Source organism: Halorubrum ezzemoulense, assembly GCF_004126515.1.
Classification (GTDB): domain Archaea; phylum Halobacteriota; class Halobacteria; order Halobacteriales; family Haloferacaceae; genus Halorubrum; species Halorubrum ezzemoulense.
Genome location: NZ_CP034940.1, coordinates 322409 through 348578, shown reverse-complemented (window position 1 = coordinate 348578; position 26170 = coordinate 322409). Strand labels below are relative to the sequence as shown.

Here is a 26170-nt window from a genome sequence, read left to right as displayed (position 1 = left end):
GCATCCGGATCACCACTCCGCCACGGAGCCGTCGTCGTGCCGCCAGACGGGGTTGTGCCAGTCAACGTTGCCGTGCTGTTCCCGGACGTGCTCCTCGTCGATCTCGATCCCGAGCCCGTCGCCGCCGGGGATGTCGACGAAGCCGTCGCGGTACTCGAACACCGCCGGGTCGGCGAGGTAGTCCAGCACGTCGCTCGTCTCGTTGTAGTGGATGTCGAGCGACTGCTCCTGGATCAGCGCATTCGGCGTGCAGGCGTCGACCTGAATGCAGGACGCGAGCGCGATGGGCCCGAGGGGGCAGTGCGGCGCAATCGACACGTCGTACGCCTCGGCCATGGACGCGATCTTCTTCATCTCGGTGATCCCCCCCGCGTGCGAGACGTCGGGTTGGATCAGGTCCACGGCGTCCGCCTCGAGCACCTCCTTGAAGTCCCACCGCGAGTACATCCGCTCGCCGGTCGCGATTGGGATCGTCGTCGACTGCCGGATCCCCGAGAGCGAGTCGTTGTGCTCGGGCAACACCGGCTCCTCGATGAACATCGGGTCGTAGGGCTCCAACGCGGCCGCGAGCCGCCGAACCATCGGCTTCGACACGCGTCCGTGGAAGTCGACCCCAATGTCGACATCGTCGCCGACGGACTCCCGGACGGCCGCGATCCGGTCGACCGCGTCGTTCACGGTGGCCGGGGTGTCGATCGGCCGCAGCTCCGCGGTCGCGTTCATCTTCAGCGCCGAGAACCCCGCGTCGACCTTCTCGCTGGCGGCCTCGCCGACGTCTGCCGGCCGGTCCCCGCCGATCCACTGGTAGACGCGGATACGGTTGCGCGCGCGGCCGCCGAGCAGCTCGTGGACTGGCGCGCCGAACTGCTTCCCCTTGAGGTCCCACAGCGCCTGGTCGACGCCGGCGATGGCGCTCATCAGCACGGGGCCCCCGCGGTAGAACCCCCCGCGATACATCGCCTGCCAGTGGTCCTCGATCCGCGTCGGGTCCTCGCCGAGCAGGTAGTTGTCGAGCAGCTCCTCAACGGCCGCGACGACCGTGTGCGAGCGCCCTTCCACGATCGGCTCTCCCCAGCCGACGGTACCGTCGCTCGTTGTGAGCTTCAAGAATAGCCAGCGAGGCGGTACTTCGAACAGCTCGTAGTCGGTGATGTACATGATCGCTTAGTTCTGTGTCGTTCCGACGACAGCGCTGTCGACGGAGTCCGTTTTGGTTTTCAGCGCGTCGCCGGTCTCGACGTCGAACAGGTACAGCGCCGCCTCGTCGAAGTCGAACGCGACCTGTGACCCCTCCGCCGGCCGGACCGTTGGGCTGACGCGGGCGGTGAGCTCGTGGCCGCCAATCTCCATGTAGAGGAAGTTCTCGTTCCCCATCGGCTCCACGACCGTCACGTCGGCCGCGTTCCGACCCGATTCGACGACCTCGATGTCCTCCGGCCTGACACCGACACTGACCCGTTCGTGTCCGTCGACCGGCTCCGAGTCGTCGAGCTCGTACGCGAACCCCCCGGGACCCGCAAGGGTACCGTCTTCCACGTCGGCCGTAAGGAGGTTGATGCTCGGCGATCCGATGAAGTCGGCGACAAACCGGTTCACAGGCGAGCGGTACACCTCCTCCGGCGACCCGACCTGCTGGAGTACACCGCCGTCCATCACGGCAATCCGATCGCCCATCGCCATCGCCTCCGTCTGGTCGTGGGTGACGTACACCGTCGTCACGTCAAGGTCGGCCTGTAGCTCCTGTAGCTCGGTCCGCATCTCTGAGCGGAGCTTGGCGTCGAGGTTGCTGAGCGGCTCGTCCATCAGGAACACAGACGGCTCTCGAACGATCGCCCGTCCAAGGGCCACGCGCTGCTGTTGCCCCCCGGAGAGTGCCTTCGGTTTCTCGTCGAGCAACTCGCGTATCCCGAGCATTTCGGCGACGTCCTCAACTTTCGCTTCGATCTCGTCGCCGGTCAGCTTCGTCGAGAGCTTCAGCCCGAAGCCGATGTTACCCCGGACGGTCATGTGCGGGTACAGCGCGTAGTTCTGGAACACCATGGCCACGTCCCGTTCGCTGGCCCGGTACTCCGTGACATCCTCGCCGTCGAACCGTATCGTCCCCGCCGTCGCGTCCTCAAGACCGGCGAGACAGCGGAGCGTCGTCGACTTCCCGCAGCCGGACGGCCCGACCAATACGAGGAACTCGCCGTGGTCGATATCGACGGAGAGGCTCTCCACGGCAACCACGTTCTCGGTTCCGGAGTCGTACACCTTGTCTAATTCCGTGATGTTGATTCCTGACATTGGTTACTCTTTGAGCGACCCCGCGAGGATGCCACTGACGAACTGTTTCTGTAGCACTAAGAACAACACGACCATTGGAACGATGGCAAGCGTCGCCGCCACCATGATCTGGTCGTAGTAAATCCGCTGGAACCCGGTCAGCTGCGCCAGTCCGATGGGGATGGTGTACATGTCTGCCGACTCGAGGATCACGAGCGGGTACAAGAACAGGTCCCACTGGAACAGGAACAGGATGATCGCCAGCGCGGCCAGCGACGACCGCATTGTCGGTAAGGCGATCCGATAGAATATCTGGAACTCCGTCGCACCGTCCATCCGGGCGGATTCGAGCAGCGCGTCCGGGATCGATTTCATGTTCTGCCGCATGAGGAAGATTCCGATGGGGTTGGCCGCCCACGGGAGGATGATCGCCCGGAAGGTGTTTGTCCAGTCCAGCTGTGCCATCAGCAGGAACAGCGGGATGACGAGCAGCTGGATCGGCAACACGAGCGTCGCCAAGATCGTATAGAAGATCGGTTCCTTGTACTTGAACTCGTACTTGGCGAACGCGAAGCCACCCATCGAACACAACACGAGCGAGAGCAGCGTGTAGACGACGGCGATGAAGACGCTGTTCCGGATCGTACGGACGAAGTCGAGCCGCTCCTGTAGTGCCGCGAAGTTGTCGAGGAATGCGGTGCCGGGAATCAACCGCGGCGGGAACTGGAGGAACTGCTCCTGTGGGAGCGTCGCCGCCACCAGCATCCAGTACAGCGGTACCATCATCACCACAACCATCGTGATGACGAAGGCGTAGGTGAGGAACCGCCAGACCGCGTCCTTCCGGCGTTGATCGCGCATCAGTCCTCACCCCCGAGCTTGATCTGGATGATTGAGAAGATGCTAACGACCACCACGAACACGACCGTAAGCGCACTCGCATAGCCGAGGTTGAAGTTGACGAACGCCTGCCGGTAGATGTACTGGACGATCGTGATTGTCGCGTTCGTCGGGCCGCCGCCAGTGATGACGTACGGCTCGGCGAACAGCTTGAACGTCCCAATCGTCGACAACACGACGACGAATAGCAGCACCGGTTTAAGCTGCGGGAGCGTGACGTAGCGGAACTTCTCCCACCGGTTCGCTCCGTCGATCTCAGCCGCCTCGTACAGCTGCTGTGGGATCGTCTGGAGACCAGCGAGGAGGATAATCATATTGTACCCCGTCCACCGCCACGTCACCGCGGCGATGATCGTGTTCCGAGCCCAAAACTCACTGGTCAACCACGGTATCGGACCGAGCCCGACACCGGAGAGGACGTAGTTCAGGAATCCCAGCTGCTCGTTGAAAAGCAGCAGGAACACCGTCGAGTACGCGACGAGGTTCGCCGAGACCGGCAGCGCGATCGCGGTGCGGAACACTCCCTTGAGACGCATGAACGAGGCGTTCAGCGCGAGTGCGAGCGCAAGTGCAAGCCCAATCATAAGCGGGACCTGAACCGCGAGGATGTACGAGGTGTTGAACATCGACTGCCAGAACAGATCGTTGCCGAGCAGGCGGGCGTAGTTCCCGAGCCCGACGAAATTCAGCTGCGCGATCTGTGGAATCTCGACGTACAGCGGGCCGAGGTCGATCCAGAACAGCGATCCTTCGCCGACGCCCTGATACTCGAAGAACGACAGATACAGCGTGTAAAACACCGGGAAGGCGAGAAACAGCCCGAACAGTACGAAGAACGGTGCGATGAACAGGTACGCGACGCGCGGCAGCGCCGGCATCGCCGCCGTCAGATCCTGCCTGGCGAACCGCACTCTGTCCCATCCCGGTCGCGCCGCTCGTCTGAGCCGTCTCCCGACGCTCTGTATCCTCGCCCGGGCGCGTCGGCGGTACGTCTGCTCGACGCGGTCGTTTGTCTCGTCAGAAGTGGCCATTCGATCGGTCCCTCCGAGTTACGCGAGGTCCCGATCGGTGTTCTCGGCGACAGTCTCCGCGGCCGCCTGGACGGCTTCTTCGGGCGACTGCTCGCCGTTGATCATCCGCTGCAACTCGGTCTCGATGGCCTGTGACACCTCTGGCGTGTCCGCGGTAAACCGGTATCCGGGCGCGTCCTGTGCGACCTCAGCGAAGAGCGCTCGTGCGGGCTGACCGTCGTAGAAGTCCAGTTCCTTGTCGAAAACCGGGTCGTCGTAGGTGGTCTCCAGCGCCGGGAAGAGACCGTACTCGTCATACATCGCCAGCTGCATCTCCTTGGTCGCCAGCGAGAACTCCATGTAGTCCCACCCACGCGCATGGGCCTCGTCGGACACCTGGTCGGCGATCATAAGGTTGGAGCCGCCCCAGTTCGACGCGCGCGGCCCGCCCGACTCCAGCGCGGGGATCTTGAACACTCCCCAGTCGCCCGCGGTGTCGGGAAGCTCGGCCCGCAGAGTCCCTTCCATCCACGCCGCCGAGGGGAGCGAGGCGATCGTCGCGTCGCCGTAGGCGCTGAACCAGGCGGACGTCCATCCTTCAATGTTGGCCGCGATATCGGCGTCATAGATCTCCTTTATATTGCGGGCCACACGGAGCGACTTCTCGTTGTGGATGTTCACCTCGCCGCTCTCGAGGAAGGGCTCGCCGGACAGCTGGCGGAACTGATACCGCCAGACGCCGGAGAGGTCCCCCTCAGGGAGGTTGAGCATATACTGGTCATCCGGGAGCTTCTGGCCCTCCTCGATGAACTCCTCCCACGTCTCGATGCTGTCCGGGTCGATATCGTGTTCGTCGTACACCGACCGGCGGTAATACACCGCCGTGGGACCGGTGTCCCACGGGAGCGCGTAGATGTCGCCGTCGACGGTGAGGGCCTCCCACTTCCCGGAGACGAAGTCGTCCTGAACGCCCGCTTCCTCGATCTCGTCGGTGAGCGGCGCGACGGAGCCCGTGTCGATGAACGACGGGCCGTCGACGGACTCCAACATGGAGACCGCCGGCGCGCCGGAGCCCGAGAGCAGGTTCGTCTGGAGTCGGTCCTTCATCGCGGACCGACCGAACTCCTCGACGGCAACCGTCGCGTCGTTCTCGGACTCGTACTCCTCGGAGGTTATCATCAGCGCTCGCGCGGCAACATCCCACCCCCACACGTTGATCTCCGACGCCATGCCGTTGCCGCCGTCGCTCTCGTCGCTGCCGTCGCTCCCGTCACTGCCGTCGCTCCCGTCGCCGCCGTCTCCCCCACTTCCTGGGTCGCCGGTTCCGATACACCCTGCGAGTCCCGCGAGCCCCGCGAGTCCCGCGCCTTTCATGAGTCTACGTCGCCCGTATTGGGCGTAGTTTGGTTTGTTAGTCATGATCGAACCTGACTATCAGTCTCTTGCGTTACAGCTATATAAAATTACTGGGCATTTGTCCTAAAAACGGCTCAGAACCGCTTCATTTGTGTTTTCACGAGGTGAACAGAGGCGATATATATGCGTTTTTTCGAATTTGTTCCGTCCGAACCCAATAGTGTGAGCATAATGTAATTAATTTATAGACTACAATCATAATATAATACTCTTATCGGTGACTGTGTTCTCCTATACTAAACAAGTATTATACCGCTGTCTCTCATACCACTCTCAGAAACGATGGGAGATACGGACACCATCACTGTTCAGGCGACGGAGACGTCCATGCAGATCGTCGAGGAACTATACGACCGTGACGGCGCCGGAGTCACCGAGTTAGCCGACGCGATGGACGTCTCGAAAAGCGCGGTTCACAACCACCTCTCGACGCTCCGTACGCTCGGTTACGTGAAGAACACCAACGGGACCTACGAGCTCACCCATCGATTCCTGCGGATCGGGTTCGGGACGAGAGAACGCAATCCCGTCTATCAGGCGGCGCAAAGCGAGATACGAAAACTGGCGCGGAACACAAACGCGGTCGCGAACCTCGTGGTTCCGGAGAACGCGGACGCCGTCTATCTACATCGAATCGGCGCCCGAGACCACCCGATCTCGATCGGTGGGAGCGTCAAGCTCCATGCCGCCGCGGCCGGCAAGGCGATCCTCGCGTTCCGGTCGGCGGACGCGGTCGACGAGTACGTCGGCCGTCACGGCCTCGACCCGAAAACCGACCGGACAGTGACCGACCGGGCGACGCTCCGCTCCGAACTTCGGTCTATCAGGGACCGGAACATCGCGTTCGACCGCGGCGAACTCGACCCGGACTGGCAGTGCGCCGCCTCCCCCGTCGTCGTCGACGGCGACCCTGTGGGCGCGGTCAGCGTCTCCGGCCCGTCAGACGAGATGCAGGGGAAGCGGTTGGAGGAAGACACAGCCGGACTCGTCTCCAGCGCCGCGAAGACTATTGAACTCGAACTGTTGTGACGCGGCGCGACCGCGCTCAACACGGTTTAATTTAATACCCCTCCCCGAAAGATACTCGCCATGCGAACCGACCGACTCGACCGGATCACGGACAGCGGCGTGATCGCCATCCTCCGCGGCGTCGGCGTCGAAGAGGCCCCGGCGGTCGCCGACGCCGTCACCGACGGCGGCGTGACGGCCCTGGAGGTGACGGCGGACACGCCGGACGTGACGGCCGCGATCGAGGCGGTCGCCGAGCGCGTCGACGACGCCGCGGTCGGGGTCGGCACCGTCCTCGACGCGGAGACCGCCCGCGCGGCGCAGCTCGCCGGCGCCGAGTTCGTCGTGACGCCGACGGTGAACCGAGAGGTGATCCGGACCGCGAACCGGTACGGGACGCCGATCGCGGCCGGCGCGTACACGCCGACAGAGGCGATCGAGGCGTTCGAGGCCGGCGCGGACTTCGTGAAGGTGTTCCCGGCGAAGACCGGCGGTCCCGCCCACGTCGCAGCGCTCGGCGGGCCCCTCTCGCAGGTCCCGCTCGTCCCGACCGGCGGCGTGACGGCGGACGACGCCGGCGCGTACGTCGAGGCTGGCGCGGCGGCGGTCGGGGTCGGCGGCGCCATCGTCGATCACGACGCGATCGAGGCGGGGGCGTACGACCGGATCGCCGCGAACGCGCGGGCGGTGGTCGAGGCCGTGTCGGCCGCGCGGGAGTGAACCGGGTGGCTCCGACTCGACGAGGGGAGGTCCCGACCCGACACGCACATATGCCGCCGCGAACGTCGTTCGGGTATGCGTAAGTCCGGACGGGTGTTCCTCGCCGGCGTCGCGGCGGCGGGCGTCGCGGTCGGACTGTTGCTGTTGGTCGGGGCGCCGACCTCGCTGGTCCCGACCGGCGCGCTCGGCGCGGCGATCCCCGTGGCGCTGACGTACGCCGTGATGACAGCGGCCGACGACGACGCTCAGTAGTCGCCGAGCACGCCGAGCCGCCGCGCTCGGCGTGTCGCCAGCTGGAAGATGAGGTATCCTCCGGCGAGGTAGCCCCCGGCGACCGCGACGAGCAGCGCCAGGTCGGCGGGCGGGAACTCCCACAGTCGGGTCCCGTCGACCATCGCGCGCTGGAGCATCGCGCTGCCGTGCGCCAAGGGGAGGACGCGCGTCCACGGGAGATCGAAGACGGGCGCCGAGATCAGCCCGACGAACCCGAACTGGAGGAGGTTGAGCCAGTTGCCGATCCGCTTGTACAGCACCGTCACGCCGCCCGCGGCGAAGCCGAGCCCGAGGACCGAGACGATCGACAGCCCGGCGACGGCGACCACCGTCACCGGCGCGAGGCTGAGCCGCGTCCCGGTCGCGAGGAGCATCACGGCGAGGATCACCGCGCTCGTGAGGAAGGTGCGCACCACCTTCGCGACCCCCTTCAGCAGGGCGACGGGCGCGAAGCCGAACGGCGTGGTGATGTGGCGTTCGAGGGTCCCCCACTGCACTTCGCTGCCGATGTCGTTCGACACCGAGGAGTACGCGCCCACCGACAGCGTCCACAGGAAGTAGCCGACAACGATCCCCTCGATCGAGTCCGCCAGCGCCTGTCCGGCGAGCAGCTGCCCGCCGAGGAACAGCGCGGCGAAGAAGAACAGCGACACCACGATCCCGCCGATCGCGTTGGCCGGGTACCGCACGAAGATCAGGAACTCCCGATAGAGGACCGCCCGCGCCAAGTGGTAGTAGGTGGCCGGCCGGGGCTCGTCGTCCGGCCGCACTCCGTCGCCGGGTTCGGCCGCGGCCGCGCCGCCCGGATCCTCCGGCGGGCTCGTGTCCGCGCTCATCGCCGGTCACCCCCGGACGGGGCACCGAGGTCGCTCCCCGTGCGTTCGAGGAACACCTCTTCGAGGTCGGGCTGGACCGTGCGGATGTCCGAGACGGTGACGCCGGCCGCCCGCAGCGCGTCGGTCAGGTCGTACAGCCGGTCGCCGCCGGCCGCGACCGTCACCGCGGGCGGGCGCGCCTCGCGGTCGACGTCGAGGACCTCGAACGCCTCGCGGAGGCCCGCGACCGCCTCGGCGTCGAGGTCCGGGCTGGCCACGCGCACCGCGTCGCTCGCGGCCGCGCCGAGCAGCGCCTCCACGCTGTCGTCCGCCACGATCCGCCCGTTCGACAGCATGACGACGCGGTCGCACACCGCCTCGATCGTCGTCATGTCGTGGCTGCTGACGACGATGGTGAGCCCCTCCTCGACCGCCAGCCGGCGTAACTCGGCCCGGAGCGTCCGCGCGCTCTCTACGTCGAGCCCGAGCGTCGGCTCGTCGAGGAAGACCAGCTCCGCGCCGCCCGCCAGCACGCTCGCCAGCGACACCTTCTGTTTCATGCCGCGCGAGAGGTCCCGAACGGGCGTGTCCGCCTTGTCGGCCAGGTCGAGCCGGTCGAGCAGGCGGTCGTGACGCGCCGCCACGGAGTCGGGGTCGACTCCGCTGATCGTCGCGAAGTACCGGAGGTTCTCCCGGACCGTGAGCCGCCAGTAGTCGTTGCGCGCGCCCTCCAACATCGCGTCCACGTCGGCGTAAGCTGCGCGGCGGCCGTCGCCCACGTCGTTACCGAACACCCGGACCGACCCCGCGTCGGGGACGACGATGCCCAGCGCGCACTTGATCAGCGTCGTCTTACCCGCGCCGTTCGGTCCGAGCAGCCCGACGACGGAGCCGCGCTCGACCGCGAGACTCACGTCGTCGACCGCCGTCACCGCGTCGTCGCCGTCGCCGAACCGCTTGGTGAGCCCCTCGACCGCGAGGGCGGGCGGGCCGGTCAGCCCGTCCGTCGACGCGTCGTCGTCCGCGCTCCGGGTCTCGTCGCGCTTGCGGGGACCATCGCTCGCGCTCGCCGCGCTCCGTGCCATTGATCCGGGGTACGAGCCGAGCGGGGATATATCCGCGCTCGCGCCCCAACGCGGACATGGACCTCGACCAGTTCGCGGCGGACGCCCCCGACGACGACGCGCCCGGCGACGCCCGCGTCTGCGTCGTCGCGACCCAGCCGGACACCTTCGAGCGCTGTCGCGCCGGCTTCTACCCCGCGCCGCGCTCGTACGACCGCACCCGCGCCGACTTCGCGTACATGGCCTTCTACCGGACCGAACCGGTGTCGGCGGTCACGCACTACGCCCGCGTCACGGCCCGCACCGAGCAGACCCGCGGTGAGCCCGGCCCGATGGACGAGGCCGACTGGAAGGCGCTCATCGACCCGTTTTCGGAGGAGCGCGTGGTCGTCGTCTTCGAGTTCGACGACCTCGTGCCGCTGGAGCGCCCGGTCGAGAACGACCTGAACGGCGTGCGCGGCGCGTGGTACTGCGCGGTCGACGACCTCCGCGAGGCCGGGACGCTGTCGGCGCTGCGCGAGCGGGCGGAGACCTGACCGGCCGGTCGTGATCACCGGCTCTACTGAGATACGCCGCGACGGCCGGGCGGACCCGCGAGACGGCACCTGAGCAGACCGAATTTTATTATCGACGAGACTCAGGGCGTTCACGATGCGGTACGGTGCCCTCCTCGCCCTCTGCGTGGTACTCGCGGGATGCGGCGGGTCGCTCGGACTCGGGTCGGCGCCGGCAGACGACGTCTGCCGCGGGGCCACGGGGGCCGAGACTCCCGAGTCGGTAGCCAACACTGCGCCTCCCGACGCCTCCCGGGTCGAGGTCCGAGGTGACGGAGACAGGCTCCCGGTGAACGCCACCGTGGTCTGGCTGCGCGTGCTCGACCTCCACGGACTGTCGCCCGCGGAGGTTCCCGCCCCTGTTGTCAGGGTCGCTCCGGCCAGCGAGCAGACCTTCTCGCAGACCGATCTGGACGGGAACATGGACCGCTTCGGCAACCTAATCGGGTTAAACGAGAACCAGAGTCGAGACGTGACGCTGACCAGCCCCGACGGCTACGTCGCTCCCCCGGATTTCACCGACGGTAATTACTCGAGAGTGAACGTGGGGATCGGCGGGGACGACCCCGTCGCTGACGTCGAGGCCACGCTCGCCCACGAGTACGTACACGTCGTCCAGATCGAGACCGATTTCTGTTTGACCGACGAGGAACTGACACAGGTTCAGGCGAACGTCTCACCGGGGATGTTCGCCGCCGTCCGCGAGGGGGCCGCAGAGTACGTCGCCGATGTCTACGCCGAGCGCTACCTGGAGGGGATCGATCTCAGGGCCGAGCGCCGGGCGGCCTACGAGCGGGCCAGACCGAACGCCTGGAAGCTGTCCAGGGCCGGCTACTATTACGGCTATCGCCACGTCGCGGCCCGCGCCGAGTCGCCGCGACAGCTGCCGGCCGTGTACGAGACGCCCCCGGAGACGACGGAGCAGCTCGTTCACGGGCTGCGACCCGACGAAGCGCCGCCGGTTCCCCTGTCAGTCCGAGCCGGAGAGAAGTGGCAATCCCGCGGGACCGTCGGTGAGCTCCGCCTCCAGGTCGCGCTGACGGAGGGGGTGGCAGAATCGAGCGCTGCCGAGGCCGCGGCGGGGTGGGGCAACGACACGCTCCTGCGGCGCGGTGACGACTACGTCTGGATCGTGCGGATGGACGACGCCGCGAACGCCTCCGATCTCGAAACGGCGCTGGAGTCCCACGTCGACGGGCTCGCGGCCGCCACCGATCCGATCGGCCGACCGTCGGACATCGCATACCGGGTCGTGCGGGTGGACGAGGAGACGCTGGGGCTCGTCGTCGGTGAGTCAACGACCGTCGAGAGCCTCCGTATTTCGGCTGAGGGCGAGGCGGTAAACGTCTCCACCGAGGCCGCGTAGCCGCCGGCCTCGGCGGCGGTTCGGTTTCGAGCGCGCCCCTCGACCGTGCGTCGCCTCAGTTCGTATTGAGGGTCGGGTCGAAGAGCGTCTCGACCCGGCAGTCGAAGTGTGCGGCGAGTTTGAACGCCAGTTCGAGCGAGGGGTCGTACCGCTCGCGCTCGATCGCGTTGATCGTCTGGCGGGACACGTCGACGGCGTCCGCGAGGTCGGCCTGGCTGAGACCGCGTTCCTCTCGGCGCTCCCTGACGCTGTTTTTCATCTGTATCGTAACCAGCCGTAGGTGAGCGCGAACAGTCCCGACTGGACCGCGATCGCCAGTAGCGCCCCGTCGAACGCCGGCGGCGGCGTGTACACGTCGATCTCCGAGAGGACCACCATCGTCGGCCAGAGCAGGATCATCCCCAAGGTGAAGACGGTCGCAGCGAGGGCTATCGCCCGGCGTTCGAGCGCGCGGTCGCGCTCGTCGAACAGGGGGACTGAGGTCCCCTGCCAGACCGCCAGAAAGCCGGCGAACCCCGCCCAGTACAGCGCGACTCCCACGACGGGGTACCCGACAGACTCAGCGGAAATAAACCCGAGGGTCCCGGCGAGGACGCTACCGGCCATCAGCCGGCGGTACCGGCGGATCCGGGCCTGTCTGGACGAGCCGCTCACGGCAGCAACCTCCGGACGCTCCAGTACAGGCCCTGTGCGGCGTCTCGGAGGGCCCCGGTCAGCGACAGCCCCGCGTCGGGGTCCGCGGCGGGCTCAAACTCGGTCCAGAGAGCGGACGCCGTGACGCGGCACACCGCTCCCGTGTGGACCCGACGACCGTCGGCGTCGCCGACCCGGAGGAGCGTCGCGCCGTCGGTGGCCCCGACGACGCGATAGACGCCGGGGTCGTGATCGCCGTCAGTGGGGCGGTAGTGTGCGCCGACGTCCACGGTCAGCACCCCTGTGACGCCACGGTCCCGTCGTGATCGACCAGCTGTGAGAGGAGGGCCGGCAGCGCGATCCAGCACGCGGCCGAGACGGCGAACGCGACCACGAGGCCGTCGATCGGCCCGACGGCGAGCCGGTCTTCGAAGTGGACGAGAGGGGTGATGGCGACGCCGCCCACGAGCAGCTGGAGGTACCAGGGCAGCGCCTCCAGCGTCGCGTGGTCGCCGAGCCGCCGTTCGATGGCGAATCCGGCCGCGAGTACAGCCACGAACACGGCGATATTCGCGAGGAGTGCGGTGGCCATCAGCGCTCACTCCCGTCAACGGCGGTGGTTCCCTGTCGATGCGTTCGAGAGCGGAGATCGTCGTTCATTGGTGGTTTCCGGTAAATCGGCGGCGTCGTAAAGCGCTCTCGCTCTTATGTAGAACTACGGAAAGCCCCCATAACAAGGCAGTCAATGGTGATATCGACGGATGCGCCTGTGAGATTCAGCGATCTAATGATCCCGAATGTATGAGCGGCCTGCTCCAAGCCTTGCTTGGACAGGCCGCGGAACTTCCGCAGCCACGGTTGAACAAGCGAAAACAGACATTCTGCCTGATTAATGTGGACTCCGTCAGGCGATACGTACCTCTCTTTGTGGACGACCGTTCGGTGATCCCGATCCATCTCGCGGTACGCTTGGAGTCCATCTGTCCAGACCTCTCCCAGCCGCTGGGAGAGGTCTTCAGCTTCCTGAATCACTGGCTCAAGATCGCCTTCGTAGTCGATCCCACGCTGTCCGCGAATCACACGAAGCGAGTCGCGGCACGCCGCGACGAGCGTCAATTGGTCACCGTGACGCCCTCGCCAGCGTGATCGGCCAGTGCGCGACGAGCCGCCGCGAGAACGGCTGTTTCGCGGCGGCTCTTGACCTTTGTACCCCGAACAGACTTTGCCAGATTCGTCGACCTGTGTCGGCCCATCAGAGGTCTGAGCAAGCAGCTCCCACGTAACGGGGAAGCCGCGCTGAACCGCGGCTTCCACCTCCCGAATCGCCGTGTGAACGGTTTTGTAAGCGCGACCGAGCAGCGGCGCAATTTGGTTGATACTCAGCAGCGTATCTGCGTAGAGAGTGAAAGCGAGAAGCACCTCACCGCAGGAGAGGTGCTTCTCGTGAAATGGCGTTCCATGGGTGTACACTGGCTTAAATTCGCAATTACGACACCGAACTCTGTCGTGTTTCTCCCACGTCATAATGCTCTGGTGACCACAGCGAGGACAGGATGTATTCTCCCAGAACTGCTTGAGCCGCCGCTCGATGCGGGCATCGAGCGGCTCGGTGTTGATCTCGATGACTCCGAGCTCGATCAACTGCCGAAACATCCCGCCAAACGCTGACTCAGTGGAAGACATATCTCCCGATTACTGGCGACTTAGTGTAATCATACGGGCTTTCCGTGTTTCTACATAAGAGCGAGCGTACTTTACACCTTAGTATTAAATGTGTTGGTCAGTCGGAACGAGCCGGAGAAAGAGGTCCTAAGCAGTCGATGGTCTCGACGAAACCGCCGTTCGGAGGGGCGGCACGCGCTCGCCGTTCCGCTCCGCTGACGACACCGCTCCGTTCTCAGCGAGCGGTCCCCGTCTGTCTCTGAGAACGGTGGCGGGGCGAGAACGCCGGACCGCAGTCGCCGTTATCCGCCGTCGGCGCGCACCGAAGGCGTCGCGGCCGCGTCGACGCGCGCGATCCGGTCGTGCGCAGCGGGCGGCGTCGTGGCGTGCTCGGGGTGGAGACACGCGAACAGCGCCTCCAGCGAGTCGACGAGCCGGTGGCTCGGGCGGTTGAACAGCCCGTTGCCGTCGACAGCGTAAGCGCGGTCGCGGCGGACCGCTGCGAGGTCGTCGAAGCCGGGCCGCGCCGCGAGGTCGCCGACCGCGTCGACGGCCCGGTCGCGGTCGAAGCCGCAGGGCGCGACGACGAGGGCCTCGGGGTCGACCTCGCGCACGTCGTCCCACGCCACCGGCTCCGAGGGGCCGTCCGGCTGGAACGACGGGTCGCCGCCCGCGAGTTCGACCATGTCGCGAACCCAGTGGCCCGCGCGGATCGGCGGGTCGGTCCAGTCGAGGACGGCGACTCGGGGGCGGCCCTCGTCGGCGACCGCGCGCTCGGCGCGCTCGCGGACCGCGTCGACGCGATCGCGGAGGTCGCCCCGGAGCGCGCTCGCGGCGTCGGTCGCGTCGACCGCCTCGCCGATCCGCACCACGTCGTCGAGCGCGTCGGCGAAGGAGTGCGGGTCGCACGCGAGCACGTCGGGCGCGGGGTCGAGCCGCTCGGCGGCCGCGCGGACCTCGCTCGCGTCGACCGCGCAGACGTCGCAGGTCGCCTGCGTGACCAGCAGGTCGGGGTCGAGGGCCGCGAGCCGCTCCTCGTCGAGGTCGTAGACCGCGCCGTCGACCGCGCGCATCTGTTCGTCGATGTCGGCGGCCGAGCGGTCCGCGTGGTCGACGACCGTGCTCGTCAGCGTCGGTAACTCGCGGGCGGCGGGCGGGTGGTCACAGCTGTGAGAGACGCCGACCGGCTCGACGCCGAGCGCGAACAGCGTCTCCGTAGCGGAAGGCAGCAGTGAGGCGACGCGCATGCCCGAAAGAACGCGCTCGACGGGCAAAAGCGAGGGGGCCGGCCCGCGCTACCGGGCGGGGAGCCACGCGAGGAGGGGCCGCGAGACGACGTAGCCGGCGTACAGCAGCGACGCGACCGCCAAGGCGGCTGACGCCGTTGGAACCACCGCGCCGTCGGGGCATCGAGCGTGTTTAGCAGCGTGACGGCGAGCAGGGTACTCAGGAGGACGAACCGCGCGTCGCGCCGATCCGTGCCCGGCCGTGGAACGGAGCTGGTGAAAATGGTCGGTGGTTTCGCGGTCGACGCGACGCCTACTCCGTGACGGCCTCAGCGGTCGCCGTCGCGTACGCGGCCGCGAGGTCGCCGTTCGGCAGGGCGTCGAGCGCGGCCCCGCAGCCCCACCGGACGCGGTCGCGGCGCTCGCCGGCCGGGAGCTTGTTCGTCGCTACCGTCTCGGCCGTGTCGAGGGCGGCCCGCGCAGTCGGCTCGTCGCCCTCGGCCGCCGCGGTCGACGCCGCGACGAGCAGCTGTTCGAGGCTCGCTCGCACGTCGTGAGGGACCTCGTCGGCGTCGGTCACGAGTTTGCTTCCCTGTCGGGTGTCTCGCCGAGCGTCGCGAGCGCGAACTCGGTGCTGCTGCCGAGCGGGTCGGTCGCGGTCGGCGTCTCGACCTCGGTGAACCCCGCGGCGCGGAGCTGGTCGAGCGTGCGCTCGCGGCCAGGTGCGGAGAAGAACATCTCGCCGCCCATCCAGCCGCGCCGGACCGTCTCGAAGCGGCCGCCCGGCAGCGTCGTGAGGAGTCGCCCGCCGGGACGGAGGACGCGGGCGAACTCCGCGTACACCTCGGGGTGGCGCTCCCGCTCGACGTGAAACACCGCGTGGTACGCCGTGACCGCGTCGAAGCGGTCGGCCGCGAACGGGAGCGCCGACATCTCGCCGTGGACGAGCCGGGCCTCGGGGACGGTCTCTCGGGCGAGGTCGAGCCCCCGGCGAGAGATGTCGATCCCAACGCTGCCCGGCGGGAGGTTCGCGAGCGTGCGCGCGCCGTCGCCGCAGCCGACGTCGAGGACGAGCGGGTCGCCGTCGCCGACCGCGGGGTCACTTGCCAGCGCGTCGAGCAGGTCGTCGATCAGCGCCGCGTCCGAGCCGTCGGGGTCGCGGCGGGCGGCGTACGTCTCGGCGACCTCGTCCCACGCGCGGCGCACCGCGTTGCGGTCCATACCGACGTGACGGGCGCGAGCGGCTTGATTTCGTCGGCGGTCGGGGCACGCTGGCGCCGGCGGTCGGGGCACGCTGGCGCCGGCGGTCGGGGCACGCTGGCGCCGGCGGTCGAGGCACGCCGGCGCCGCCGCTCGGCGTTCCGGGCGCGCGAAAAGATTGTCGGGGTTCGAGGCGGGGTCGTGCCCGACCGCGTCAGTCGTCGGCCGGGGCGCGCGGCTCCGCCGGGGGCTCGGGCTCCTCCGTCTCACCCGCCGGCTCGTCGACCGCGTCGGCGTCGGGGATCGCGTCGGGTTCCTCGTCCGCCTCCTCGGATCTGTGGCGTGCCCGGACCTCCTCCCAGGTCATCGCCTCATCGTAATGGTGGCACATGGCAACTATTGACAAGGTCTGTTCGCTCATAAGCGTTACGTCGGTTAAGCGGGGTGAGAGCCCGCAAAGCGCGGTGTCGACGGGACGGACAGATCGGCCCGGGCGCCGAACTGACGGTCGCGGACGCCGGGCCGATCGGCGGGGGCGTCGACCGTAACGCCGGCTCAGTCGTCGGCCGGGGACGGAGTCGTCGCGTCGGCGCCCGCGTCGGGCGCGGGCCCGGCGACCGCCTCGGCGACCTTCTCGATGGGGTGCGGCGGGGCCGCGGCCGCGGCGTCGCGGTCGCCGAGCTGTGACCGGCAGGAGGCCCCGGGGGCGGTCACCGTCTCGCCGTCGCTCTCGTCGACCTGATCGAAGAGGATCCGACCGATCGCCGCCGAGAGGTCGTAGTGTTCGGACTCGTAACCGAACGACCCCGCCATCCCGCAACAGGAGGAGTCGAGCGGGTACACGTCGTAGCCGGCGCGCCGCAGCACGCCGACCGCGTGGTGGTCCTTGTTCGTCGCCTTCTGGTTACAGTGGCCGTGGTAGGTGAGCGACTCCGCGGGCGCGTCGAACGCCAGCCGCTCGTCCACGCGGCCGGCGTCGAGGTACTCCAAGACGCCGCACGCGGCGGCCGACACCGCTCTGACCTCGTCGCCGTCGAGCAGGTCGAGGTACTCGTCCTGGAACATCACCGCGTCCGAGGGCTCGACGAAGACGACCGACTGCCCGTCGCGGACGCGGGGCGCGAGCGCCGCGACGTTGGCCTCGGCGCGCTCGCAGGCCGCGTCGAGGAATCCCGTCGAGAACGCCGCGCGGCCCGAGGGCGCGAGGTCGTCCGGCACCTCGACGCGGACGCCGGCCGCCTCCAGCACCGAAACGGCGGCCTTGCCGGCGGCCGGGTAGCTGTAGTTGGTGTAGGTGTCGGGGAACAGCGCGACCGTGTCGGTCGCGTCGGCGGGGTCGACCGTCGAGCCCCCGCGCGCGTCGAACCACTCCTCGAAGCTCTCGGCGCGGAACGTCGGGAGCTCGCGGTCCGGGGCGATCCCCGCGACCGCGTCCATCACCTTGCGGGCGCCCGGGAGCTTCGTGGCCGCGTTTGAGAGCGGGGCGAGCGCGCTGCCGAGCGCGGAGAGGCGGTCGATGTCGCGGAAGATGCGCTCGCGGAGGCCCGCCTCCTCCCGCTCGTGGTGGTCGTGTTTCACCTCGGCCTTGAGCTTCGCGAGGTCGACCCCCGTGGGGCAGTCGCTCTTACACCCCTTACAGCCGACGCAGAGCCCGAGCACCTCCTCTTGGAACCGGTCGGAGTGGATCTCGTCGTCGTCGAGCTCCCCGCTGATCGCGGCCCGCAGCATGTTCGCCCGGCCGCGGGTCGACTGGACCTCCTCCTCGGAGGCGCGGTAGGTCGGACACATCACGCCGGAGTCGGTCTCTCGGCAGGTGCCGCAGCCGTTACACAGCTCGACGAGGTGCGAGAGCCCGCCCTCGTCGGAGAAGTCCAGCTCGGTCTGCGGCTCGATCGACTCGTAGGCGGGGCCGTACCGGAGGTTCTCGCGCATGTCCGTCTCGGCTGCGGTGTCGGGATAGCCCCGCTCGGCCGCGGTGTCACCGTCGACGTAGACGACCTTCCCGGGATTCATCCGCCACTCGGGGTCGAACGTCGACTTGAGTTCCTGGAACGCCGCCCACAGCGCTTCGCCGTACATCTTCGGGTTGAACTCGGTGCGCGCGAGCCCGTCGCCGTGTTCGCCCGAGAAGGCGCCGTGGTGTTCCAAGACGAGGTCGGTGACGTCCTCGGAGATGGAGTGCATCTTCTCGACGCCTTCCTCCTCTTTCAGCGAGAGGATGGGCCGGATGTGGAGCGTCCCGCTCCCGGCGTGGGCGAAGTACGCCGCCGAGGTGTCATGATCCGCGAGGACCGACTCGAACTGCCCGACGTACTCCGCGAGCTCTTCGGGCGGGACCGTGGCGTCCTCGATGAACGGGTACGGCTTCGGGTCGCCCCGCATTCTCATCAGGAGCGGGATGGCGGCCTTCCGGAGCTTCCAGAGGTCTTCTTGGGCCTCGGGGGCGTACGCCTCCAGTACGTCGAACGCGTCGCCCTCGGCGACGAAGTGCGCCGTCGTGTCGGCGATCGCGTCCGCGAAGTCGTCGACCAGCTCCGAGTCCCACTCCAGCATGAGCGCCGCGGCCGCGCGCTCCGGGATCGGCTCCGCGTACTGCGCGAACTCCTGTGACCCGGCCGCCAGCGAGAACACCTCGTCGTCCATCAGCTCGACCGCGCTCACGGGGAACTCCAGCGCCTCCGGGACCGCCTTCATCGCGTCGACCAGCGAGTCGAAGGCGTACAGCGCGAGCGCCGTCTCCTCGGGTCGCGTGACGAGCGACACCTCCGCCTCGACGATCGTCCCGAGCGTCCCCTCCGCGCCGACGAACAGCTTCGAGAGGTTGATCACCCGCTCGCCGTCGTCGTTCTCGTAGATCACCTTGTGGAGGTTGTACCCGGAGACGGAGCGCTTGAGGTTCGGGTACTTCTCGTCGATCGCGGCCTCGTTCGCCTCGACGAGCGCGCGGGTCGTCTCGTACAGCGCCGCCTCCCGGTCGTCCCCTTCGACGATCGCCTCGTACTCCGGCGAGTCGAGGACGACCTCACGGGTCTCGATCAGCGACCCGTCGGCGAGCACGACTGTCAGCTCCTCCGTGTACGCGTCGGTGATCCCGTACCGGACCGAGTGCGCGCCGGTGGAGTTGTTGCCGATGCCGCCGACGACCGTCGCCCGCGCCGAGGAGGCCGGATCCGGCGCGAACTTCAGCCCGTCCTCCGCCAGCCGGTCGTCGAGTCGGTCCTGAACGACCCCGGGCTGGACCACCGCCCTCCGGTCGTCCGGGCGCACCTCGACGATCCCGTCCATGTGCGTCGAGAAGTCGAGGACGACACAGCCCGGACCGACGCTCTGCCCGGCCAGCGAGGAGCCGGCCCCCCGCGGGATGACGGGGACGCCGTGGTCGGCCGCGACCGCCATCGCCGCCCGCACGTCGTCGATCGAGCGGGGGACGACGACGCCGGCGGGCCGGGCCTGATAGACGCTCCCGTCCGTGGCGTACAGCACCTGCGCGTACTCGTCGAACTGGACCTCGCCCGTCACGCGCTCGCGGAGGTCCGCCGCGAGCGCCCGATACGCGGGCACGTCCGGCCGATCGTGGCCGAGCGCGGCCGCCGACGTGTCCGGGGCAGGTGTGTCACCGCCCCTCGTGGGCTCGCTTGCCATGATAACGACCGGGGGAGAACAGAGAATAAACCTTTGTTCATGATAGTTTCGGCGGGGCGCGGTCGCTCTCGTCGCGTGTTGCCTCGCTGCGTCCGTCCGAGGCGTCCTTCTGCTGCGTCCGTCCGAGGCGTCCTTCTGCTGCGTCCGTCCGAGGCGTCCTTCTGCTGCGTCCGTCCGAGGCGTCCTCCGGCTTGCCGTCGGGATTTATGCCGTCGCCGCGACAGCACGACGCATGGAGATTCTCCACACGTGTCTCAACGTGGCGGACGCCGACCGCGCCGCGGACTGGTACGTCGAGCAGCTCGGGTTCGAACGCGCTTGGGAGTTCACGACCGCCGACGGCGACACGCGCAACGTGTACGTCGCCGGCGACGGCGGCGTCGAGTTCCAGCTGTCTGACACGGACGGCGCGGCGCCGAGCGCGGACGGCGACCGCTACGACCACGTCGCCGTCGGCGTCGACGACGTGGACGCCGCGTTCGAGACGATCGACCACCACGGCGTCGTGAAGGAGCCGGGCGACCAGCCGGAAGCGGGGGCCCGGACCGCCTTCGTGAAGGACCCGGACGGCCACGTCGTCGAGCTGATCGAGCCTCTGTGAGCGGTCGGGCACCGAAGGCGGCGGTGCGTCCGGACCGGACGACGCGCGTACTTCGGCGGTCACCACCCGTCGTCGTCATCGCCGGGCCACACGTCCACGTCGACGTCGTCGAAGAACGCGGACGGTCCTCGACGACCGCCCAGACCAGCACCGTGATCAGCGCGAGAACGAAGAGGCGGCCGAACCGCCCCGCGTCCTCCGTTCCGAGGGCGTGGCCGAACGGCACCGCGTAGCCCACCCACACCAGCAGCCAGCCCCATCGCCTGTTCGCCTCCGTCCCGTGGCGCGGAGCGCCACGTACCCGAGCCCGGCGACGGCGACCGTCACGGGGAGTCCCGGGAGCGAGGAGAGCCGAAAGAGCCAGAACGCCGCGACGAACGTCGACACCGCGACGACGTGGTGAACGAGCGCTCCCCACCTGCCGTCACCCATACTATTAGCGTGGCTCCGAATCGCAAAAAAAGCGGACGCCAGAACAGGGAGTGCGGCGCGCGACTCCTTACAGGATCCCGGCGGCCTCGGCCGTCTCGACGATGTCTTGGGCCATCTTGTTGGTCGCCTCGTCGACCATCTGGCCGTCGACGCTCACGGCGCCTTTGCCCTCCTCCATCGCCTCGGCGTAGGCGTCGACGATGCGCTTGGCGCGCTCTGCGGTCTCCGGGTCGGGCGCGAACACGTCGTTGCCGATCTCGATCTGCGATGGGTGGATCGCCCACTTGCCGTCGCAGCCGATCATGTTGGCGCGCTCGGCGGACTGCCGGAACCCGTCGGCGTCCTCGATGTCGGCGTACGGGCCGTCGAGACACGGCAGGCCGGCCGACTTCGCCGCCGAGTTACACTCGGAGAGCGCGTGGTGCCAGTAGTGGCCGGGGTACTCTGGGAACTGGCCGATGTCGAGCCCGGGCGTGCCCATCGCCGCGGAGTAGTCTCCCGGCCCAAAGATGATCGAGGAGAGCCGGTCGGAGGCGTGCGCGATATCGTGGACGTTGTGGATCCCCTCGCCGTCCTCGATCTGGGGCTCGAGGCCGATGGCGCCGACCTCCAGCCCGTTGTTCACCTCGACCTGCCGGAGCAGGTTCTCGACGGTGTGAATGTCGCTGGCGGACTTCACCTTGGGGATGATGATGTCGTCGATGGACTCGCCCGCGGCGCCGACGACGGTGATCACGTCGTCGTACCACCACTCCGTGTCGATCCCGTTCATCCGGAAGCTGAGGACCTTGTCGCTCCAGTCCTCCTCGCGGGCCGCCTCGATGAGGGGCTCGCGGGCGTCCGGCTTGGCGTTGGGAGCCACGGAGTCCTCGAGGTCGAGGAACACCTCGTCGGCGTCGCTGTCGGCGGCTGAGTGCATCATCTTCTCGTCGCTCGCCGGGGTCGCGAGCTGCGTCCGGCGAAGGGTAACGTCCGTCATCTGTGTCGAATCTATCACGCTCGTCCATGAAAATAAAGCTACCTTACGCGGGGTATTTTCGCCGGGTCGAAAACGAGTTAACGGCTACCGAGCCGCGGTCGCTACGGCTTGACCAGCACCTTGATCGCCTCGCGCTCGTCCATCAGCCGGTACCCCTCGGCGACGCCGTCGAGGTCGACCGTCTCGGTGAAGATCGGCGCGGGGTCGAGCGTTCCCTGTAGCACGTCGGCCATCAGCTCCTCGGCGTATGCGCGGACCGGGGCGACTCCGCCCGCGAGCGTGACGTTCTGTCCGAACATCCCGAACACGTCGAGCCCCTCCTCCTCGACGCCGTAGGGGACGCCGACGTACCCGATCGTGCCGCCGGGACGGACGGCGTCGATCGCGGTGTTCATCGCGCTCGCGGCGCCGACGCACTCCATCACGTGGTTCGGCCCGCCGTAGGTGAGCTCTCGGATCCGCTCGACCGCGGCCTCACCGCGCTCGGAGACGGTCTCGGTAGCGCCGAACTCCTCGGCGAGTTCGAGCCGGTCCTCGTGGTGGCCGACGGCGACGATGCGCTCCGCGCCGAGCCGACGCGCCGCGAGGACGCCGCAGAGCCCGACCGCGCCGTCGCCGATGACGGCCACGGTCGACCCCGCCTCGACGCCCGCGCTGACCGCAGCGTGGTGGCCGGTGCCCATCACGTCGGTGAGCGGGAGCAGCGAGCGGAGCGTGTCCTCGTCGTCGGCGTAGCGGTCGGGCACGCGCACGAGCGTCCCGTCGGCGTGGGTCGACCGGACGTACTCGCCCTGTCCGCCGCCGTTGTCGCCGCCCCAGGAGTCGCCGTTCTCGCAGGAGGTGTGGAGCCCCTTCCGGCAGAACTCGCACTCGCCGCAGGAGATCGCGAACGGCGCGAGCACCCGGTCGCCGGGCTCGACCGAGGTGACGGCCTCTCCGACCGCCTCGACGATCCCCATCGGCTCGTGGCCGACCGGGGAGCCGGGGTCGCGCTCGCTGTCGCCGCGGTAGAACCAGAGGTCGGAGCCGCAGACCGCGGTGTGGGTCACGCGGACGATCGCGTCCGTCGGCGCCTCGATCTCGGGCCGGGGTCGCTCTTCCACGCCGATGTCGCCGGGACCGTTGAAGACGGCTGCTCGCATACAGTTCGCTTCCGGCGCGGGCGGCAAAAATGAGAGGGTGACGGAAGTCGCTCGGGCGCGGACCGACCGACCGATCAGCCAGCGGTGCCGTTCGTCGGCGGCTGGCCGGGCCCCGGCTGCGTCGGGCCCGTGGATCCGCCGTCGCCGGGCGGCGTCCGGTCGTTCGTCACGAGGAAGTCCGCGAGGTTACCGATCAGCGCGTCGTTGTCGGCGCGCCTGGCGTTGTCCGGCGACAGGAAGTCGCTGTCGCCGATCATGACGACCTCGTCGTTGCGGACTAACAGCGGCGCGTCCGTGGGCGCGCGCGTCGTCGAGAGCTCGCTGCCCTCGATCGGGCGCAGCACGTCGGCGCCGCCGGCCGGCGTCCCGACGGGCGTCGCCGACGGGAACACCGCGCGGTCGACGCCCTCGGTCAGCGACGCGTCGCCGGTCGCCTCGGCGTACACGCGCTGGTAGTTCAGGTCGTTCTCTTCCATGTTGTACACGTACCCACTCTCGGTCGTGACGTCGAGCGTCGCGTCGAGAGACGCCGCGCCCGGCTGCGAGTACGCCGCGTCGGGCTCGGTGGCGAGCACGACGTGACCGCCGGACTCGACGAACGACTCGATCGCGTCGATCTCGTCCGGCTCGTAGTCGGTCCGGAACGTCACGAACGCGTCGGCCTCGGCGAGCCGCTCGCCGAGCTGGGTCGTCTCCTCGGCGCCGGGCCGCGCGGGCCGTCGCTGCTGGTCCGGATCGGGGACGTACACGCCCACCTCGTGACCGTTCTCGATGAGCGCGTTCGCGAGCGGCCGGATGTCCCGGTCGGCGACGCCGCCGCCGCCGAGCCCGATGAGGCTGAAGGGGAGCACCGGACGGGCGGTGGCCGGTTCGACGCCGGGGTCGACGAGGACGGTCTGGGAGCCGGCCGAGGCGTCCATCTCGACCGTCGCCTGCCCGGGCGTGTCGTTCGCGATCAGGTCTGGGTTCTGGTAGTGGTCGTTCTGGATCGCCGGTGCGGGCGCGGCGCCGTCGGCGGTCACGTAGCCGGCGATCGCGGCGCCGCCGGTGACCGCCGCGAGGGTCACGACGAACGCGGCCGCGAGGGGGGCGACGCGGGTCACGCGCCAACACCTCCGCTGAGCCGCGCCGTCTCGTTCCCCGGCGTCCCGCGCTCGGTCGAGGCCGCGCCGCCGGTCCGCACGTCGGTCTCGGAGAACCGCTCGATCGTGTCGACGTGCGGGACGGCGGGCGTGTACACGTACGTCGAGGGCATCGGCTTCACGTCGGCGTACCCGGGGTCGTTCGCGTGGATCGCGACGATCCCGGTGTCGGTCCGGACGAGGAAGGGGATGCCGAACTCCTGTCCGGTCTCGCGGGTGTCGACCGTGTACTCGCCGAGTTCCTCCTCGGTCGCAGCCGCGTGAATCGCCTCGTTGAGCGAGCCGATCTCATCGGCGAAGCCGTTCTGAACGGCCTCGGTACCGAGGTAGGTGTCGGCCTTCGCGACCTCCTCGCGGGGCATCTCGAACTCGTCGCTACGCTCGGCCATCATCGCGTTGATGAACGTGTCCGCGAGCGTCTGTTGTTCGGCCCACGCCTGCGTCGGGTTGCTTCCGGCCTTGTCGGGGCCGCTCGGTCCGAGCGCGGTCGACGACGCTCGGGGCGCGGGAGCGTTCAGGCCGATGCTGCCGACCGTCGAGGTCGGGAGCACGTAGATCTCGTCCGCAGGCGCCATCGCGTAGTAGCCGCCCGAGGCGCTGATCGACTGGACGCTCGCGATGACGGTCATGTCATCGCTCGTCCGCTGGACCGCTTTGTACATCCGCTCGGAGGCGACGGGCGCGCCGCCGGGCGTGTCCAGCTTGAGGACGACCGCGCCGACGGACTCGTTGGCGCGGATGTCCGCTAGTTCGCTCTCAACGTCGTCGGCGAGGGCCGTGTTGACGGGCCCCTCTATCTCGACGACGGCGACGGTATCACTCGGTTCGTTTGTCGCCGCGTACACGCTCGGAGCGAGCACGGCGCCGACCAGAGCCGCGGCCAGCACGACGACAGCCACCTGCTGTCGCGACGTGAGGGCCGTGGAGGGCTTGTCTGCTGACATCGCCGTCTTATACGATCGGCAACTGTATGATAAAAACAACGACTCCGGGACGACGACGCCGCGAGCGACGGGGGCGAGACGGGTGGGCAAACCCGTCGCGAGGCCGGGAAGCGATCGCGCCCGTCGCCTACGGCTCCAAGACGACTCGGAACCGCGCCTCGTTGTCGGCCATCCGGTCGTACGCCGCGGCGACATCGTCGAGCGCGAACGTCTCGATCTCCGGCGCGATGTCGCGCAGGGCGCTGAACTCCAGCGTGTCCTGCGAGTCGCGGGCGTGCCCCGAGCCCCACCCCTCGACGGCGCCCCGCGTCCCGACCAGCTGCTGGGCGTCGACCGACACCGGCTCGCCGGGGATCCCGGCGACGATCACCGAACCGTCGACCCCGAGCCCACCCACGACCGACTCGATGGCGTCGCTCGCGGGGGCAGTCGTGAGGACGACGCTCGCGCCGCCCAGCTCCGAGAGCCGCGCGGCCGGGTCCGACTCCGCGGCGTTCACGAAGTGGTCGGCCCCGAGGTCCCTCGCGAGCGGCTCCTTCTCGGGGGTACGCGAGATCGCGACCGTCTCGTAGCCGGCGGCGTGCGCGTACTGGACCGCGAGGTGACCGAGCCCGCCGACGCCGACGACGGCGACGAGGTCGCCGGCGCGGGCGTCGGAGTTACGCAGGGCGTTGTAGGTGGTGATCCCGGCGCAAAGCAGCGGGGCGGCGTCGACAGCGTCGAGGCCGTCCGGGATCGCCGCCAGCGCCTCGGCGGGGACGGTGGCGTACTCGGCGTAGCCGCCGTCGAACGTGAGCCCGGTGATCTCGGCATTCTCGCACTGAAGGAACTGCCCGCGGCGACACGGCTCGCAGGTGAAACAGTGGCCGCCGTGCCACCCCGCGCCGACGCGCTCGCCCGGCTCCCACGCGTCGACATCGGCGCCGACCGCGTCGACGCGCCCAGCGATCTCGTGGCCGGGGACGCGCGGGTAGTCCACGCCGGGATAGCCGCCCTCGACGACGAACTCGTCGCTGCGGCAGATCCCGCACGCCTCGACGGCGACCCGGACCTCGTCGGGGTCCGGTTCCGGCACGTCGCGCTCCACGAGTTCGAACTCGGCTCCGGGCTCCGGCACGACCGCGGCACGCATGGTGTCCGTCATCGGAACATGCTCCGGTCGAGACGATCAAGAAG

Annotated in this window: 29 protein-coding genes; 6 read left to right on the top strand and 23 right to left on the bottom strand. The window is 68.6% G+C overall.

Annotated features, from left to right (window positions below):
* Positions 1–9: 9 nt before the first annotated feature.
* From dgoD to EO776_RS01590, 5 genes are read right to left on the bottom strand one after another with little or no spacing between them, the layout of a single operon-like run.
* Positions 10–1158 carry a galactonate dehydratase gene (gene dgoD, locus EO776_RS01610; RefSeq protein WP_049931892.1) on the bottom strand — a complete coding sequence of 383 codons (1149 nt, stop codon included), beginning with the start codon at positions 1156–1158 and terminating at the stop codon, positions 10–12.
* Between the two features lie 6 nt (positions 1159–1164).
* Positions 1165–2286 (bottom strand): ABC transporter ATP-binding protein, encoded by a 1122-nt coding sequence (locus EO776_RS01605; RefSeq protein WP_086215462.1) that lies wholly within the window; start codon positions 2284–2286, stop codon positions 1165–1167.
* A 3-nt stretch (positions 2287–2289) separates the two neighbouring features.
* Positions 2290–3126, bottom strand: coding sequence for a carbohydrate ABC transporter permease (locus tag EO776_RS01600; protein ID WP_049931890.1), 837 nt, complete (start codon positions 3124–3126; stop codon positions 2290–2292).
* Positions 3126–4196 (bottom strand): carbohydrate ABC transporter permease, encoded by a 1071-nt coding sequence (locus EO776_RS01595; RefSeq protein WP_049931889.1) that lies wholly within the window; start codon positions 4194–4196, stop codon positions 3126–3128. The genes EO776_RS01600 and EO776_RS01595 overlap by 1 nt, the downstream gene beginning before the upstream one ends.
* 18 nt (positions 4197–4214) lie before the next feature.
* The gene (locus tag EO776_RS01590; RefSeq protein ID WP_049931888.1) at positions 4215–5549 is read right to left on the bottom strand and encodes a sugar ABC transporter substrate-binding protein; all 1335 of its coding nucleotides are present in this window, start codon (positions 5547–5549) and stop codon (positions 4215–4217) included.
* Between the two features lie 324 nt (positions 5550–5873).
* On the opposite strand from EO776_RS01590, the gene EO776_RS01585 reads away from it, so the two are divergent.
* From EO776_RS01585 to EO776_RS18775, 3 genes are all read left to right on the top strand, one after another.
* Positions 5874–6620 (top strand): IclR family transcriptional regulator, encoded by a 747-nt coding sequence (locus tag EO776_RS01585; protein ID WP_049931886.1) that lies wholly within the window; start codon positions 5874–5876, stop codon positions 6618–6620.
* A gap of 60 nt (positions 6621–6680) precedes the next feature.
* Positions 6681–7319, top strand: a complete 639-nt coding sequence (locus EO776_RS01580; protein WP_094521477.1) for a bifunctional 4-hydroxy-2-oxoglutarate aldolase/2-dehydro-3-deoxy-phosphogluconate aldolase — start codon at positions 6681–6683, stop codon at positions 7317–7319.
* Between the two features lie 75 nt (positions 7320–7394).
* Positions 7395–7571, top strand: a complete 177-nt coding sequence (locus EO776_RS18775) for a hypothetical protein (protein WP_155120039.1) — start codon at positions 7395–7397, stop codon at positions 7569–7571.
* Here the strand turns inward: EO776_RS18775 and EO776_RS01575 are convergent.
* Positions 7565–8428 (bottom strand): ABC transporter permease, encoded by an 864-nt coding sequence (locus EO776_RS01575; protein WP_176450727.1) that lies wholly within the window; start codon positions 8426–8428, stop codon positions 7565–7567. The genes EO776_RS18775 and EO776_RS01575 overlap by 7 nt on opposite strands.
* Positions 8425–9492 (bottom strand): ABC transporter ATP-binding protein, encoded by a 1068-nt coding sequence (locus EO776_RS01570; protein WP_094521478.1) that lies wholly within the window; start codon positions 9490–9492, stop codon positions 8425–8427. The genes EO776_RS01575 and EO776_RS01570 overlap by 4 nt, the downstream gene beginning before the upstream one ends.
* 56 nt (positions 9493–9548) lie before the next feature.
* Here EO776_RS01570 and EO776_RS01565 point away from each other — a divergent pair, with 56 nt between their 5' ends.
* Positions 9549–10007: a hypothetical protein gene (locus tag EO776_RS01565; RefSeq protein WP_049931879.1), complete on the top strand. Its 459-nt coding sequence runs from the start codon at positions 9549–9551 to the stop codon at positions 10005–10007.
* 115 nt (positions 10008–10122) lie between these two features.
* Positions 10123–11391, top strand: coding sequence for a hypothetical protein (locus EO776_RS01560; protein ID WP_094521479.1), 1269 nt, complete (start codon positions 10123–10125; stop codon positions 11389–11391).
* 55 nt (positions 11392–11446) lie between these two features.
* On the opposite strand, the gene EO776_RS01555 is transcribed toward EO776_RS01560, so the two are convergent.
* The 10 genes from EO776_RS01555 to EO776_RS01510 all read right to left on the bottom strand — a co-directional run bounded on the left by EO776_RS01555 (position 11447) and on the right by EO776_RS01510 (position 19754).
* Complete coding sequence (locus EO776_RS01555; RefSeq protein ID WP_094521480.1) at positions 11447–11650, bottom strand: helix-turn-helix transcriptional regulator; 204 nt, start codon at positions 11648–11650, stop codon at positions 11447–11449.
* Positions 11647–12045 (bottom strand): hypothetical protein, encoded by a 399-nt coding sequence (locus EO776_RS01550; protein WP_089308864.1) that lies wholly within the window; start codon positions 12043–12045, stop codon positions 11647–11649. Before EO776_RS01550 ends, EO776_RS01555 begins: the two co-directional genes overlap by 4 nt.
* On the bottom strand, positions 12042–12323 hold the full coding sequence (locus EO776_RS01545; RefSeq protein ID WP_094521481.1) for a hypothetical protein: 282 nt from the start codon (positions 12321–12323) through the stop codon (positions 12042–12044). The genes EO776_RS01550 and EO776_RS01545 overlap by 4 nt, the downstream gene beginning before the upstream one ends.
* Positions 12317–12616 carry a hypothetical protein gene (locus tag EO776_RS01540; RefSeq protein ID WP_094521482.1) on the bottom strand — a complete coding sequence of 100 codons (300 nt, stop codon included), beginning with the start codon at positions 12614–12616 and terminating at the stop codon, positions 12317–12319. Before EO776_RS01540 ends, EO776_RS01545 begins: the two co-directional genes overlap by 7 nt.
* A 113-nt stretch (positions 12617–12729) precedes the next feature.
* Positions 12730–13707 (bottom strand): IS1595 family transposase, encoded by a 978-nt coding sequence (locus EO776_RS01535; RefSeq protein ID WP_129452293.1) that lies wholly within the window; start codon positions 13705–13707, stop codon positions 12730–12732.
* Positions 13708–13988: 281 nt separating this feature from the next.
* Positions 13989–14933, bottom strand: coding sequence for an ABC transporter substrate-binding protein (locus EO776_RS01530; protein WP_094520915.1), 945 nt, complete (start codon positions 14931–14933; stop codon positions 13989–13991).
* Positions 14934–15225: 292 nt separating this feature from the next.
* Positions 15226–15492 (bottom strand): hypothetical protein, encoded by a 267-nt coding sequence (locus tag EO776_RS01520; RefSeq protein ID WP_089308860.1) that lies wholly within the window; start codon positions 15490–15492, stop codon positions 15226–15228.
* The gene (locus EO776_RS01515) at positions 15489–16133 is read right to left on the bottom strand and encodes a class I SAM-dependent methyltransferase (RefSeq protein ID WP_094494342.1); all 645 of its coding nucleotides are present in this window, start codon (positions 16131–16133) and stop codon (positions 15489–15491) included. Before EO776_RS01515 ends, EO776_RS01520 begins: the two co-directional genes overlap by 4 nt.
* Before the next feature lie 193 nt (positions 16134–16326).
* The gene (locus tag EO776_RS18770) at positions 16327–16503 is read right to left on the bottom strand and encodes a hypothetical protein (protein WP_167373103.1); all 177 of its coding nucleotides are present in this window, start codon (positions 16501–16503) and stop codon (positions 16327–16329) included.
* 164 nt (positions 16504–16667) lie between these two features.
* Positions 16668–19754, bottom strand: coding sequence for an FAD-binding and (Fe-S)-binding domain-containing protein (locus tag EO776_RS01510; protein WP_099289188.1), 3087 nt, complete (start codon positions 19752–19754; stop codon positions 16668–16670).
* A 232-nt stretch (positions 19755–19986) separates the two neighbouring features.
* Between EO776_RS01510 and EO776_RS01505 the strand changes: the two genes are divergently transcribed.
* Positions 19987–20355 (top strand): VOC family protein, encoded by a 369-nt coding sequence (locus EO776_RS01505; protein WP_049931864.1) that lies wholly within the window; start codon positions 19987–19989, stop codon positions 20353–20355.
* A gap of 156 nt (positions 20356–20511) precedes the next feature.
* Here EO776_RS01505 and EO776_RS01500 read toward each other — a convergent pair whose 3' ends face one another.
* The 6 genes from EO776_RS01500 to EO776_RS01475 form a co-directional block, all read right to left on the bottom strand.
* Positions 20512–20787: a hypothetical protein gene (locus EO776_RS01500; protein ID WP_129452292.1), complete on the bottom strand. Its 276-nt coding sequence runs from the start codon at positions 20785–20787 to the stop codon at positions 20512–20514.
* Positions 20788–20854: 67 nt separating this feature from the next.
* Entirely contained in the window at positions 20855–21766 is a 912-nt protein-coding gene (locus EO776_RS01495; protein ID WP_049931863.1) for an HpcH/HpaI aldolase/citrate lyase family protein, read from the bottom strand.
* Between the two features lie 101 nt (positions 21767–21867).
* Complete coding sequence (locus EO776_RS01490; RefSeq protein ID WP_049931862.1) at positions 21868–22908, bottom strand: zinc-dependent alcohol dehydrogenase family protein; 1041 nt, start codon at positions 22906–22908, stop codon at positions 21868–21870.
* Between the two features lie 74 nt (positions 22909–22982).
* Positions 22983–24011: a DUF4350 domain-containing protein gene (locus EO776_RS01485; protein WP_094520292.1), complete on the bottom strand. Its 1029-nt coding sequence runs from the start codon at positions 24009–24011 to the stop codon at positions 22983–22985.
* Positions 24008–24994 carry a S49 family peptidase gene (locus EO776_RS01480; RefSeq protein ID WP_049931860.1) on the bottom strand — a complete coding sequence of 329 codons (987 nt, stop codon included), beginning with the start codon at positions 24992–24994 and terminating at the stop codon, positions 24008–24010. Before EO776_RS01480 ends, EO776_RS01485 begins: the two co-directional genes overlap by 4 nt.
* Positions 24995–25121: 127 nt before the next feature.
* Positions 25122–26126: an alcohol dehydrogenase gene (locus tag EO776_RS01475; protein ID WP_129452533.1), complete on the bottom strand. Its 1005-nt coding sequence runs from the start codon at positions 26124–26126 to the stop codon at positions 25122–25124.
* Between the last annotated feature and the right edge of the window lie 44 nt (positions 26127–26170).

Bases quoted from the DNA above. Each gene is read 5' to 3' on its own strand.
- EO776_RS01560 (WP_094521479.1), top strand. From the start codon at position 10,123: ATGCGGTACGGTGCCCTCCTCGCCCTCTGCGTGGTACTCGCGGGATGC.
- EO776_RS01590 (WP_049931888.1), bottom strand. From the start codon at position 5,549: ATGAAAGGCGCGGGACTCGCGGGGCTCGCGGGACTCGCAGGGTGTATC.
- EO776_RS01540 (WP_094521482.1), bottom strand. From the start codon at position 12,616: ATGGCCACCGCACTCCTCGCGAATATCGCCGTGTTCGTGGCTGTACTC.
- EO776_RS01530 (WP_094520915.1), bottom strand. From the start codon at position 14,933: ATGCGCGTCGCCTCACTGCTGCCTTCCGCTACGGAGACGCTGTTCGCG.
- EO776_RS01600 (WP_049931890.1), bottom strand. From the start codon at position 3,126: ATGCGCGATCAACGCCGGAAGGACGCGGTCTGGCGGTTCCTCACCTAC.
- EO776_RS01580 (WP_094521477.1), top strand. From the start codon at position 6,681: ATGCGAACCGACCGACTCGACCGGATCACGGACAGCGGCGTGATCGCC.
- EO776_RS01510 (WP_099289188.1), bottom strand. From the start codon at position 19,754: ATGGCAAGCGAGCCCACGAGGGGCGGTGACACACCTGCCCCGGACACG.
- EO776_RS01570 (WP_094521478.1), bottom strand. From the start codon at position 9,492: ATGGCACGGAGCGCGGCGAGCGCGAGCGATGGTCCCCGCAAGCGCGAC.
- EO776_RS01535 (WP_129452293.1), bottom strand. From the start codon at position 13,707: ATGTCTTCCACTGAGTCAGCGTTTGGCGGGATGTTTCGGCAGTTGATC.
- EO776_RS18775 (WP_155120039.1), top strand. From the start codon at position 7,395: ATGCGTAAGTCCGGACGGGTGTTCCTCGCCGGCGTCGCGGCGGCGGGC.
- EO776_RS01595 (WP_049931889.1), bottom strand. From the start codon at position 4,196: ATGGCCACTTCTGACGAGACAAACGACCGCGTCGAGCAGACGTACCGC.
- EO776_RS01605 (WP_086215462.1), bottom strand. From the start codon at position 2,286: ATGTCAGGAATCAACATCACGGAATTAGACAAGGTGTACGACTCCGGA.
- EO776_RS01555 (WP_094521480.1), bottom strand. From the start codon at position 11,650: ATGAAAAACAGCGTCAGGGAGCGCCGAGAGGAACGCGGTCTCAGCCAG.
- EO776_RS01475 (WP_129452533.1), bottom strand. From the start codon at position 26,126: ATGCGTGCCGCGGTCGTGCCGGAGCCCGGAGCCGAGTTCGAACTCGTG.
- EO776_RS01480 (WP_049931860.1), bottom strand. From the start codon at position 24,994: ATGTCAGCAGACAAGCCCTCCACGGCCCTCACGTCGCGACAGCAGGTG.
- EO776_RS01585 (WP_049931886.1), top strand. From the start codon at position 5,874: ATGGGAGATACGGACACCATCACTGTTCAGGCGACGGAGACGTCCATG.
- EO776_RS01490 (WP_049931862.1), bottom strand. From the start codon at position 22,908: ATGCGAGCAGCCGTCTTCAACGGTCCCGGCGACATCGGCGTGGAAGAG.
- EO776_RS01565 (WP_049931879.1), top strand. From the start codon at position 9,549: ATGGACCTCGACCAGTTCGCGGCGGACGCCCCCGACGACGACGCGCCC.
- dgoD (WP_049931892.1), bottom strand. From the start codon at position 1,158: ATGTACATCACCGACTACGAGCTGTTCGAAGTACCGCCTCGCTGGCTA.
- EO776_RS01495 (WP_049931863.1), bottom strand. From the start codon at position 21,766: ATGACGGACGTTACCCTTCGCCGGACGCAGCTCGCGACCCCGGCGAGC.
- EO776_RS01505 (WP_049931864.1), top strand. From the start codon at position 19,987: ATGGAGATTCTCCACACGTGTCTCAACGTGGCGGACGCCGACCGCGCC.
- EO776_RS18770 (WP_167373103.1), bottom strand. From the start codon at position 16,503: ATGTGCCACCATTACGATGAGGCGATGACCTGGGAGGAGGTCCGGGCA.
- EO776_RS01575 (WP_176450727.1), bottom strand. From the start codon at position 8,428: ATGAGCGCGGACACGAGCCCGCCGGAGGATCCGGGCGGCGCGGCCGCG.
- EO776_RS01515 (WP_094494342.1), bottom strand. From the start codon at position 16,133: ATGGACCGCAACGCGGTGCGCCGCGCGTGGGACGAGGTCGCCGAGACG.
- EO776_RS01500 (WP_129452292.1), bottom strand. From the start codon at position 20,787: ATGGGTGACGGCAGGTGGGGAGCGCTCGTTCACCACGTCGTCGCGGTG.